The organism is Williamsoniiplasma lucivorax ATCC 49196, from assembly GCF_000518285.1.
Taxonomy (GTDB): domain Bacteria; phylum Bacillota_I; class Bacilli_A; order Mycoplasmatales; family Mycoplasmataceae; genus Williamsoniiplasma; species Williamsoniiplasma lucivorax.
Genome location: NZ_JADH01000005.1, coordinates 43,820 through 56,808, shown reverse-complemented (window position 1 = coordinate 56,808; position 12,989 = coordinate 43,820). Strand labels below are relative to the sequence as shown.

Annotated in this window: 10 protein-coding genes; 7 read left to right on the top strand and 3 right to left on the bottom strand. The window is 30.1% G+C overall.

The window, feature by feature from the left end:
- Positions 1–239 precede the first annotated feature (239 nt).
- From P695_RS0102370 to glpK, 3 genes are read left to right on the top strand one after another with little or no spacing between them, the layout of a single operon-like run.
- Positions 240–992, top strand: a complete 753-nt coding sequence (locus tag P695_RS0102370) for an MIP/aquaporin family protein (RefSeq protein WP_028126687.1) — start codon at positions 240–242, stop codon at positions 990–992.
- Positions 993–1,002: 10 nt separating this feature from the next.
- A complete protein-coding gene (gene glpO / locus P695_RS0102365; RefSeq protein ID WP_028126686.1) occupies positions 1,003–2,175 on the top strand; it encodes a type 2 glycerol-3-phosphate oxidase in 1,173 nt (390 codons plus the stop codon).
- A 10-nt stretch (positions 2,176–2,185) separates the two neighbouring features.
- On the top strand, positions 2,186–3,694 hold the full coding sequence (gene glpK, locus P695_RS0102360; RefSeq protein ID WP_028126685.1) for a glycerol kinase GlpK: 1,509 nt from the start codon (positions 2,186–2,188) through the stop codon (positions 3,692–3,694).
- An 88-nt stretch (positions 3,695–3,782) separates the two neighbouring features.
- On the opposite strand, the gene P695_RS0102355 is transcribed toward glpK, so the two are convergent.
- The 3 genes from P695_RS0102355 to P695_RS0102345 all read right to left on the bottom strand — a co-directional run bounded on the left by P695_RS0102355 (position 3,783) and on the right by P695_RS0102345 (position 6,942).
- Positions 3,783–4,466, bottom strand: coding sequence for a hypothetical protein (locus P695_RS0102355; protein ID WP_028126684.1), 684 nt, complete (start codon positions 4,464–4,466; stop codon positions 3,783–3,785).
- Positions 4,467–5,230: 764 nt separating this feature from the next.
- Positions 5,231–5,905, bottom strand: a complete 675-nt coding sequence (locus P695_RS0102350; RefSeq protein ID WP_028126683.1) for a hypothetical protein — start codon at positions 5,903–5,905, stop codon at positions 5,231–5,233.
- Between the two features lie 242 nt (positions 5,906–6,147).
- On the bottom strand, positions 6,148–6,942 hold the full coding sequence (locus tag P695_RS0102345; protein WP_028126682.1) for a hypothetical protein: 795 nt from the start codon (positions 6,940–6,942) through the stop codon (positions 6,148–6,150).
- 289 nt (positions 6,943–7,231) lie between these two features.
- On the opposite strand from P695_RS0102345, the gene P695_RS0102340 reads away from it, so the two are divergent.
- The 4 genes from P695_RS0102340 (at position 7,232) to P695_RS0102325 (ending at position 12,985) form a co-directional block, all read left to right on the top strand.
- Positions 7,232–8,548, top strand: a complete 1,317-nt coding sequence (locus tag P695_RS0102340; RefSeq protein ID WP_028126681.1) for an ATP-binding cassette domain-containing protein — start codon at positions 7,232–7,234, stop codon at positions 8,546–8,548.
- 196 nt (positions 8,549–8,744) lie between these two features.
- A complete protein-coding gene (locus P695_RS0102335) occupies positions 8,745–10,505 on the top strand; it encodes a class I mannose-6-phosphate isomerase (protein WP_035026277.1) in 1,761 nt (586 codons plus the stop codon).
- Positions 10,506–10,515: 10 nt separating this feature from the next.
- Positions 10,516–12,618 (top strand): PTS fructose transporter subunit IIABC, encoded by a 2,103-nt coding sequence (locus P695_RS0102330; protein ID WP_051437341.1) that lies wholly within the window; start codon positions 10,516–10,518, stop codon positions 12,616–12,618.
- A 28-nt stretch (positions 12,619–12,646) separates the two neighbouring features.
- Positions 12,647–12,985 carry a hypothetical protein gene (locus P695_RS0102325; RefSeq protein WP_028126678.1) on the top strand — a complete coding sequence of 113 codons (339 nt, stop codon included), beginning with the start codon at positions 12,647–12,649 and terminating at the stop codon, positions 12,983–12,985.
- Positions 12,986–12,989: the final 4 nt, after the last annotated feature.

Here is a 12,989-nt window from a genome sequence, read left to right as displayed (position 1 = left end):
AACCCGAAAACACACATTATAAAAAACAATTTTTTTCTTAAAACAAATTTGTTAATCGGTTTTTTTGATTTTATTTGTGATTGTAATATGGTTAGTCAATTACCTATTTGAACCTTATAAAATGCCTATTTTCAATGGTTTTCATTGTGGTTTGGTTTGCTAAATGATTTTTATTAAATATAATATTATATAGATTAAATATTATTCAATTATGAGAATTATATAGAAGGAGTGAAAAAATGGGAACACATTTTTTAACAGAATTTTTAGGTACGATGTTACTAATTATTTTAGGGAACGCCGTTGTTGCGAACGTCGTTCTAAAAAACACAAAAGGATATAAAACCCAATTTGTGATGATTGCTTTAGGATGAGGAATCGCAGTTGCAGTTGGGGCCACTATCGCTACTGCACTTGGCGGTAAAGCACACTTAAATCCAGCCGTAACAATGGCAATGGTTGTTAATGGTTGAGAAAAAGGGGTTGGAGAATGAAACTTATTACCAATCATTTTAATTGCTCAATTTTTAGGAGCAATCGTTGGTCAAATTATTGTAGATTTATTTTACTTTGATCACATTAAACAATACTTTTCAAAAGAAACAGGAGATTTTGGTACAAAATCAGTTTTAGGAATGCATGCAACAGGACCACAAACCAGAACTATTTGAGTTAACTTCTTTTCAGAATTTGTTGGAACAGCAGTTCTAATTACCTTTATTTTAAGTATTGGTAAAATCGCTGCTTTACCTTCATTTGTTGGACCACTATTAGTTGGAATGACTGTTTTAGGAATAGGGTGTTCGCTTTCTGGAACAACTGGATATGCGATTAATCCATTCCGTGATTTATCACCAAGAATTGTTTATCAATTATTAATCTTCTTACCATTTGCAAATCGTGAAGAAAAAGCAGACTGATCATATGGTTGAATTCCAGTTGTCGCACCATTATGTGCGGGAGCTGTTGTTGGGGCACTTTTCTTAATTTAAGAAAATCACCATGGAAAATAAAAAATTTAAACAAACAGACATTGTCGTAATCGGTGCTGGAATAATTGGAGCAGCAATTGCTCGCGAACTTGCTAAATATAATTTAAAAATTGTTGTTTTAGAAAGTGATGCCAGAGTTGGTATGGAAACAACATCAGGAAACTCTGGTTTAGTTCATGGTGGTTTTGATGCTACACCTGGTAAATTAAATGCTAAATTAAATGTGCTTGGTAAAAAACGCTATGAAGATTGAATTGCAGAAATGGATTTTCCATATCTTCGCATCAACTCAACTGTGGTGGCTTTTAATATTGAAGAAATGCAACATGTAAAAATGTTGTTTGAACGTGGTTTAATTAATGGTTTAGATAAATCAGAATTAGAAATTATTGGTGCTCACGAATTAAAAATTCGTGAACCAAACATTTCTCAAGACGCAGTGGGGGCATTGGTTTGCAACTCATCAATTGCAGTTGATCCAAAAATATTAACGCAAACTTTATTAATCAATGCAATTAAAAATGGGTTAACTTTAGAAGTTAATTCCAAAGTGATCCAAATTCAAAAAGAAAATAATCATTTTTTGATTTCAACATCAAAAAATGAAACATATCAAAGTCAAATTATTATTAATGCGGCCGGGCATTATGCTGATGTGATTGCTCAAATGGCTGGTTATCCAGATTTTAATTTAGCAACCAGACGTGGTGAATATCGCATTTTAGAAAAGACTGAATCTGGTGTTGTCAATTCAGTGATTTTTATGGTGCCAACCATCCATGGGAAAGGGGTACTTGTTGCCCCAACTCTTGATGGGAGAATTCTTGTGGGACCAACTAGTGAAGACAATGTTCCAAAAGCAGAAACTAGATTAGTCACTTCAGTCAAATTTGATGAAATAGGTAAAATTGGAAAAAAAATTATTCCAAATTTACGAATCGAAAAAACAGTTGAAACTTTAGCTGGTTCACGAGCTATTCATTTAGCATCTGATGATTTTTATATTAAATCCGCATTACAAGATAAAAACTTTATTAATGTCGCGGGGATTAAATCCCCAGGCATATCATCAGCACCAGCTATTGCTGATATGGTTTGTGGAATGGTGGAAGAAATTCTTGGTCAATTAGAAATTAAACCTAATTATGACCCAAGACAAAAAAGTATTTTACCATTAACATAAAGGAGGAAACATGGAAAAATATATCGTTACCCTTGATGAGGGAACAACAAGTGCTAGAACACTTATCACTAATAAAAAAGGTGAAATCATTGCTGTTGATCAATCAGAATTCACACAATTATTTCCTGAAGAAGGTTGAGTTGAACATGATGCTGTGGAAATTTGAAATGCCCAACACAAAACTTTAATTCAAGCAATGAATAAATCAAAAATCAAAAGTGAACAAATTGCAGCAATTGGGATTACTAATCAACGTGAAACTGTTGTTGTGTGAAACAAAACAACAGGACTCCCAATTTACAATGCGATTGTTTGACAAGACCAAAGAACAGCCAAAAAAGTTGAAGGTTATAGTCAAGCAGAAGTTGATTTAGTTAAACAAAAAACAGGTTTGATTGTGCATCCATATTTCTCAGCAACCAAATTAGAATGAATTCTAGATAATATTGAAGGTGCCAGAGAATTAGCAAACCATGGTGAATTAATGTTTGGAAATATTAACACATGATTGATTTATCGATTGTCTGGTGGAGAGTTATTTATAACTGATCATACTAATGCACAAAGAACATTATTGTATAATATTGAAACAAATGATTGAGATGATGATTTATTAAAACTATTTAATATCCCAAGAAACATGCTTCCAGAAATCAGATCATGTAGTGAAAATTATGGTTTAACTTATCCTGGTTTATTATCTAAATCAGATAAAACCCAAATTATTATTGCTTCATCAATTGGTGATCAACAATCAGCCTTATTTGGACAATTGTGTGTCAATCCAAGCGAATCAAAAATCACTTATGGAACTGGGTGTTTCATTCTAATGAACACTGGGGAAAAAATTGTGCGTTCGACTCATGGATTAGTGACAACTGTTGCTTTAGCTTATGATAATAAAATCACTTATGCACTAGAAGGTTCAGTGCTTGTTGCCGGAGCTGCTGTGCAATGATTAAGAGATAATTTAAGAATTGTTTATAATGCACTAGAAACCGAATGATATGCCGGACAAGTTCATGATAACCGCCGTGTTTATGTGGTACCTTCATTCACAGGACTTGGAGCCCCATATTGAGATTCATATTCAAGAGGAGCAATTTTTGGTTTAGATCGCGGAACAAAACGTGAACACATTGTGCGTGCCACTCTTGAAGCCATTGCTTATCAAGCAAATGATGTCATTTCAGCAATGGGAAAAGATATGAAAGCACCAATCACTAAATTAAAAGTTGATGGTGGTGCTGCAAACAATAGATTTATGATGCAATTTCAAGCCGACATTTCCCAAGCGACAGTTATTAAACCAACCAATGTCGAAACAACTGCAATGGGTGCCGCTTATTTAGCTGGTTTGGCTGTTGGATATTGAAAAAACATTGATGACATCAAAGCTAACTATCAAGTTGATTTTGAATTAGAAAAAAATATTTCTGAAGCTGAATCTAAAAAACTAATCAAAGGTTGAAACGAAGCTGTTCGTCGAACATTTAGTTGAACTAAAGATGTTGAATAAAATCTTTTTAAATTTTAATAATAAAATTTAAAAAGACACAATTGAAAAACGCTAGTCTCTTGTGCTAGCGTTTTTCAATTAAAAATGATTATTCAGATCAAGGACCATAAGCATCCATAAATCCTCATGAACTAAATCATATACCTTTATGTGCAGAATTGACTGAATTAATATAATTAGTGCCGCCATTATTAAATAATGTTACAGCCATTGCATCTGCTGCCAAAGGACAACTTTTTAATTCTGGTATTAACCCAAGTAAAGCAAGTTTTGCTTCAAGTTTAGTGTATACATTACTAAATTCAAAAGCCAAACTTTTGGTTAATTGATCGTCAAAGTGAAATTTAGCATAACCAAATCAATACCAGGGTTCTTCTAATCAAAATCCTCTAGTGTTACTTGTTTGGTGATTAGAAATACTATTGAAATTAAATTTATTGTTTTGGAAAACAATTATTTTAAAGGTAAATAGGTTATTTAATTGTTGTGAGAACTGGTTACTCAAAAAAATATTTATGAGTTTTTCATTCTTAATTTGTTTTATTTGTTCCTTGTCTAAAAATAAGGAATTATTGTTTATTCTTAAAGCATTCAAGAATATTTGTTTTATTTGTTCCTGATTTTTATTATTTATTTCTGTGTTTAAAATTGGTAAAATGCTTGTTAAATAAGCATTGGTATCAACATTATTTTTTTGTACAATTTGAGGAATTGTAGCACTCACCGGGCTTGCTGACATTAGCCCAGAACTTAAAATTATTGTTAGTTTCATAATTTCCTTTCTATTCAAAAATACTTAATTAATTTAATTAAAGTGTTATTTTATAAATTATAACGTTATTTTATTAATTGTCTGTATCACTTGCCAAATGGTAGTGATCTATGAATTTAATTTTAATCCTTTTTCATGACTTAGTTATTTGAAACAACTATATTTATTGAAAAAGTATTTATTAAAAGTTATTTTTTTAGAAGATTTAGTTTCTTTCAAAAAATAATTTTTATTTTAACCGATTATTAATCCTTGTTTTGGTTTCATATAAATAAACAAAAACAACACTTTAAATTAATTAAAGTGTTGTTTAATAAATATCCAAGACAACTGTTAGTGGATGCCTTGTGCGAGGTGATAGTAGTGCACTAACCATTCACTATCTTAACCGTGAACACAACATAAGGTGTTCTTCACCCGAACTTCCCGAGTATGTCTGGGACATTCTAAGCATCCCGACTCGTATTTATTATACAACACAATTTATATTTTAATAATAAATGTTGTTTTTTCCTTTCATTTTTTTAAAGTCATATAGACTATTTTTTAAAAAAAGGAAATTATAAAAACCATGAACCCAATTATTTATAAGGGTTTTTTATTGATTGCAATCAATTTTTATAAACCATTTTATATACCATTTTAGGAAAAACGGTCTTTTCAAAAGCGTTAAACATTTAAAAAATCAACTTTAAGAGTTAGTTTTTTAAATATAAACTTTATGTGTTTTGTTTGAACGCAACAAGATTCAAAAAAACTATTTGTTATTGAGCTCAAGGTCCATATGAACCAATGTATGCTCATGTACCAAACCAAATACCATGATGTTCCGAATTTAAATTATCAATAAATTTGCTTCCACCATAATAATATAATGCTTTCCCCATTGATCACATTAGAGTGTCTTTTCCATTTAAATCCGGTATTGCATGACTAATGACTTCTGCTGCATCACTTTCACTAAAAACAGATTGAAAACGGTCTGAAATATCTTTAGTTAAGGTATCATCTAAATGCAATTTGGAATATCCAAATCAATACCAATATGTTTCTATTCAAAATCCATGAGTGTTAGTTGCTTGTGGTAATTTGAATTCAAACTTATTGTTTTCAAACACAATTATTTTAGAAACATATAACTGATTTATAATTTGATAAAAGTTAGTACTTAAAAAGATTGTTTCTAGTTTTTGATTTCCAATTGTCACCATTTGTTTTTGATCCAAAGATAAAGCCCCGTTATTTTCTCTTAAAGCACTTAAGAGAATGTTTTTAATTTGTGCTTTATTTTTTATGTTAATTTCTTTATTTAAAATTGGTAAAATGCTTGTTAAATAAACATTAATGTCAACATTATTTTTTTGTACAATTTGAGGAATTGTAGCACCCACTGGGCTTGCTGACATTAGCCCAGAACTTAAGATTATTATTGATTTCATAAATTACCTTTCTAATATGAAAAACTACTTTAATAAAGTATTTTCTCATAGCTGTCTAAATATTTTTACTATTATTTTTCTCGGTTCATTATTCAAAAGAACTTTATGCTTTAATTATACTTCCAAATCTCTCGCTAGGTTTCAAATATTCAAAATTAAAATTAAAAATTTAAAAATGCTAGATTTTGTCTAGCATTTTTAAATAATTCTTTTTTTATAATCGATATTACAAAAAAAGAATTTTAGTTTTCTAATTTTACAGCAAGCTTTTTTAACATCTCTAATTGTTTTTCTCGAGCATCGCTTATTTCATAAATTTGGTCATTAATCCCATTGGCGTCATCATCAATGATTGTGATTTTTTCTAAGAGCAACATTATTATGTAAATCGTGTCTTTAAAACTTATAATCCAATTTAAAAATTGGTTAGCTTGCGCAACGTCTTTTTCTGTTAATAATTCAGCTGTATTTTGCAAAACATCTAATAAATCAGAACCATATTGGTAAATTGTTTTTGTTTGTTTAATAACTTTATCAAAATCACCAAAATTATTTAAGGCTTTACCAAGAAGGTCTTGGAGATTATCAAGACCTTCAGACATAAATTTAGGTACCTCGAATTCCATTAAAGGTAGGACATGTATCATATATTCATCTTTTAATTGAAATAAAAGCACTAATTGTGATAGTTCATATTCGGTGAGTTCATCATCACCTGATGGATGAACTCAATTTTTTGAATTTTCAACAAAATTTAAAAGCGTATCTGTAAAACGACCCATTTCAATTAATAAAGAAGGTCAAACAAAACTATCCATTTCACTTAATTCAAAATCATTTAATTTCTCTCTATATTTAACAAACTTAACCATTTGTTTTTCAATTTCTTTTTGAAAAGTTTTAATGTTATGTGTTGAATCCCATGACTTAATTAACTCCTTGACTTTCATCTCCTGATTAATTTCGGAATTATATTTTATTAATAACACTTGTTCTTCAACCAAAGAAATTAATAAATCATTATATTTAAATTTCATACTCAACCTCAATAATTTAATTTTAACACCCCACGAAAAGTTTATTTAAACATTCTCAATAAAGTATCTTTGTTTTTTGTCTTTTACCTTTGATTGATATGCGACATTTTTATTTACTAATTCATTACGACAATATCATTTACAATTCAACATGATATGCAACATTTTTATTTTAATTTTTTACTTGTTATAATGTTTATATTAAAAAGAAAGAAGGCTGATTAAATGTACACATCAAATTAATTAACAAAATAATTAATTTTACTATCTTCACAAAGGAGGTGGACAGATGTTACAAATCAGCAATTTAAAACTTTCATACAATGATCAATTCATTTTTGAAATTGAAAGTTTAGTTATAGAAAATAATCAAGCAGTGATTGGTTTAATCGGCGATAATGGAGTCGGTAAATCAAGTTTAATGAGAATCATCTCTGGTCAAGAAAACAATTACCAAGGTTTGGTAAAAAATAATTTCACCACAACATACATTGAACAAAACTATTTTCAACCAAACACAATAAATGTTAGTGGTGGTGAATATAGTAAGAAACAAATCATTAATGCTTTTAATCAAAATTGTGAGTTATTAATCCTTGATGAACCAAGTGTTCATCTCGATCAAGACAACCGCCAATTTTTACTTAAAGCCATCAAAAATTTTAAAGGAGTAATTATTCTAGTTACTCACGATAGAGAAATGATTCAACAAACAGCAACAACAATTTTAGAAATTGAAGATAATAAAATTAATAAATTTAATATGAATTATGATTCATATTTATATGAAAAAGAAAATATGGAAAAACAAAAAGAACTTGACTTTTTCAAGTATTCCAAAGAAAAAAAACAAATTGAAAAAAATCTCAATATGAGAAGAAGAAATTCTCAAAATACTGACCGCAAACCAAAACGCATGAGCGCATCAGATGCCAAGTTGATTAATAGTTTCAATTATCAAGGTAAAAAAAGTGTGGATAAAAATATTAAAGCTTTAAAAACTAAATTAGAAAAATTAGAAGAAGCACCGCATCTTTATGAATTTAAGAAAAAGGTTGATTTTAATTTTGATATTTCTGATTTTAATAAAAAAATACTTTATATAGAAAGTCATAATTTGGAAATCCAACGTGGTGATAAAATTTTAATTCATGGCAAAAATGGTGCGGGTAAAACCACAATGTTAAATCAAATTTATGAACAAATTATGCAAAAAAATAATCCTTTTCTTGTTGTTGGTTATTTAAAACAAACAATGAGTGACGCTAATTTAGAATTAACTGTTAGAGCATACATTGCCCAAAATGCCCAGAATGAATTTGGTAATATTCGAACATTATTATCGAAGTTTAAATATTCTGAAAACACATATTTCAAAAAAATTTCTGAATTAAGTGAAGGTGAAAAAATGCAATTAAATTTAAGCTTAATGATTAATCGCAAGACAAATATTTTAATTATGGATGAACCAACAAATTATTTAGATGTGAGAAGTATTGTTTTGATTGAACAAGCATTAAAGAGATATCTGGGAACAATTATTTTAGTTACTCATGATTTTGTTTTTGCCGACAATATTAATGTTAATAAAAAAATTTTAATCTAAAAATCTTTATTTAATTATTTAGCTACAAACAAAAAGTTTGTAGCTTTTTTGGCTAATAAAGAGCAAAGGCATTTTTCCTCATAATTATATTTTTTGTTTTATCTGGCATTTTCAAGTTTCTAAAAATAATTGTGATATAAGAATATTGAGTACACATTTTTGTTTTGTGTATTTCGTTATAAATAAGGAAAAAATAATGACTAAATATTTAAAATATGGGGACTCAAATTATGAGAAAAACCCCTATATTGAGGTTGAAAATAAAGATGTCAAATTGCATTTTGATAATAAACAAATAATAAAAAAAATCAATGAATTAATTAGAGGTTGGTCAAATGAAAATTTAACTATTGCCTTTGATTACTACTATGGAATTAACGCTGATTTAATCGAAAAACAAATCATCAATCAGTTAAATATTGATCATAAAATTAAAACTGATAGTTTTAAAAAGAGTGAAAAAGAAACTTTGGAAATGATTAATTATTGATTAACTGATGATCGGATTTTTGGGAAAATGGTGTTTTTACCATTACTTAGTTTTTTTGATGCAAAAAAACTAAAAAAATTACAAACTAAAAAAACTAAACCCAAGGTTACTTTAATTTATGGAGTGGGGGCAAGTTTACTTAAAAAAGCAGATTACATTTTCTACTTTGATATCAATCGTTGAGAAATTCAACTTCGTCAAAGAGCTGGTCAAGATAATTGGAATGCTAAAAATTTTAAAGAAGATCCAAAACGAAAATATAAAAGAAGTTATTTTATTGAGTGGAGAAGTTTGGATGAACACAAACAAAATATTTTTAAACAGATTGATTTTTGAATTGATGCTAGTGTTGATGAGGAAATCAAGATGATGAGTGGAAATGATTATCGTCAGGAACTAGCAAAATTAGCTCACAAACCATTTCGTTTAGTGCCTTTCTTTGACCCTGGAGTTTGGGGTGGACAATGAATGAAAGAGGTAATGAATCTTGATCGAAGCCAACAAAACTATGCTTGATGTTTTGATTTTGTGGCTGAAGAAAATTCGCTTAATTTTAAAATTCAAAATAAATTATTTAATACTCCAGCTATCAACACAATGTTATTTAACCCAGTTAAATTCTTAGGTGAACAAGTGTTTGCTCGTTTCGGAGCACAATGACCAATCAGAAGTGACTTGTTAGATTGTGTGGAAGGTCAAAATTTAAGCTTGCACGTCCACCCAACTAGTGAATTTATTTACAAGAATTTTAATATGAATTTCACACAAGATGAATCATATTATATTTTGGGTGGCAAGCAAAATCAAACTGTTTATTTAGGTTTTAAAAATAATGTAAATAAAAAAGAATTTGAAGATGCTTTAGTTGAGGCAAATTATCATAGTAAAACATTTGATGCAGAAAAATTCATTAACCATTGGCCGGCCAAAACTCATGATCACTATCTAATCCCAGCTGGTACCCCCCATTGTGCTGGTCAAGATTCGATGGTTTTAGAAATTAGCGGAAATCCTTATATTTTCACATTAAGAATGTGAGATTGAGGGAGAGTTGATTTTGATGGTAAACCACGAGCAATTGAAATTGATAAAGCAATGCAAAATATTAATTTAGATTTTAATGAAGAATACAGTAAAAATGTTTTGTATAACAAAACAACTTTACTTGAAGAGAATAATAAATTTAAACACGAAATTACTGGGGATAGCAATCGTGAGTTTTTTAGAACAGAGCGATATACATTTAAAAAAGAAATTGATTTAACAAGTGATGGGAACTTTTGTTTAATTCACTTAGTTGAAGGACCAAGTGTGGAAATTTATTCCAAAGAGAATAAATTTCCGAGTTTCCAATTACACTATGCAGAAGTAATGGTGATTCCTGCAGGGGTTGAAAAATATAGTATTAAAAATGACAGCGATTATAAACAAAAAATTAAAATTTTAAAAACATACGTAAAAATTTAAAAAGGAAAAAATGGAAACAAGAACAACGTTATTTAAAGCTGATTACTGCTTTTTAGATATTGATGTCAAAAACAAAAAAGAAGCATTAAAATTTATTTCTAAACAAGCATTTAAATTAGGAGTTACGAACAATGAACAAAAAATTTTCCAAGCATTTAATGCTCGTGAAAATGAAGCCAGCACAGGGTTTGAAGATGGGTTTTCTATCCCACATGCCCGTATTGCAGAAATTATAAAACCAGCGATCTTTTTTGTTAGATACAAAAAAGGGATTGATTGAGAATCACTTGATCAGCAGCCAACAATGGTTTCAATTGTGTTAATGATTCCGAAGGCCAATGTGGATAATATGCACTTAAAGCTGTTAAGTGAAATAGCAACTAAACTCTTAAATGCAAATAATAAAACAAAACTTAAACAAACAGCAAAATTTTCAGAAATTAAAGCAATTTTATTTCCCCAAAATAAAATTGCTAAAGTTATAAGTGAAAAACCAATTGGCAAAAAATTAATTGTCGGAATTACTGCTTGCCCAGTTGGGGTGGCCCATACTTATTTAGCAGCAGAAAAATTAACTGCTTATGGTAAGAGTCATGGATTTGATGTGAAAATTGAAACTCATGGGGCAAGTGGGGTGGAAAATGAAATTACTCCTGAAGAAGTAAAACAAGCTTACCGAGTTATCATTGCCAGTGATATCGGAGTGCAAACAGCAAAATTTGCTGGTAAAAAAATTTACAAAACTTCGGTCACTCCAGCAATTAAAAACCCTGAAGAGGTTTTTAAACAAGCTGAAACGAACTTTACAATTGAACCTAGTGATAATAAAACTGCAGGTCAAGTTGGTGACTTCAACACAAATAAAAGTACTGAAAAAGTGAACATTATGAAACACTTGATGTCAGGGGTTTCATACATGGTGCCAATGGTAATTGTGGGAGGGATTTTCTTAGCCCTTTCCATTGGTTTAACCAAAATTATTTATGGTAATGAATGATTACCAGGTGATCCGGGAACATCTCCAATTGATCCTGTGAATCATAAATTAGCTGGAAATCATTTTTTAAGTTATATGAGTGGAATTGGTGGATTAGCCTTTCTCTTAATGATCCCAATTTTGGGTGGGTATATTGCTAACTCTATTGGTGGGCGAGCAGCGATTGTGCCTGCAATGCTTGCAAGCATTGTGGGAAACACACCTAAATTGTTTTATCCAATTGGTGGGTTAGCTGTGATTACTCCAACAGGATTTTTAGGTGCCATTATGATTGGAATTGCGATTGGTTATTTAGTGCGATGAATCAACACTTGAAAAGTTCCTAAAAATCTAAAACCAGTCATGCCCTTATTTTTCATCCCAATTGTTGTTGGGGGAGTTGCCTCATTCTTATTTGTTTATGCCATTGGTGCACCAATTGGATGAGTGATGAACAAATTTAAAGATGCCTTAACCCATATTTTGAATAATGCTAGTGGCATTGGTTTAGGTGTCGGAATTGGAATGGGACTTTTAATTGGGTGCATGTCTGGATTTGATTTAGGTGGTCCGGTTAATAAAATCGCCTTCTTCACAGTTTCAGCATTGGTTCTTGAAAAAGTCTATCAACCAATGGGAATGATGGCAACAGCCGGAGCTGTACCACCATTAGGAATGTTTGTCACAACAATTATTTTCAGAAAATTTTTTGATGAAGAAGCACGCAATGAAGGAATTTCCGCCTTGGTGATGGGATTGATCGGGATTTCAGAAGGAGCGATTCCATTTACGGTCAAAGACCCAAAACGTGTTATTTTGGCCAACGTTTTAGGTTCTGGAGTTGCTGGGGCAATGGGTGGAGCATTCATGATTCAAGATTATGCTGCTCACACCGGACCAATTGTTGTCTTTTTAGGAGCGGTTCCATATGGTGTCCAAACTGCACTTGCTTTATTAGCAATTGGAGTTGGGACAGCAACCACTTGTTTAATTTATGGTTGTTGATTAACAATTGATTGGAAAAGAGGTAAGGTGCAAACCCAAACCCAAATTTTGAAAATTGCTGATAAAAACAAGGATGCTAAAGCTATCCCAAATAAAACCCAAAAGAAAAATTTATTCAAAATAGATAAGTAATTTGATAAGTAAAAAAGGAGTAGTTCAAATGGAAAAAATATTATTTTGGTTGAGTTCTTTAATAGTCGGAATTACTGCTTGCACAAGTTGTGTTGAAGTTTGTTTGTGTCCTAATCAAAAAACTCAAAAAGATATTTCAATAGGTATCGAAATTACCAATTTAAAAATTGGTACATCTAAAAAGGTTGTACTTAAAATGATTAAACAAAAACTGAGGACCCAAACAAGAGTTAATAAACTTAAACTAAATCACGATTACCAAATCGTTGGTCTAGTAGAAAAAAGAGTTACTGGTAAAATTATTGTTAAAGCAATGACAAATTCACCACACATCATTGGTGAATTGATAATTCAACCAATTCAATAAAATT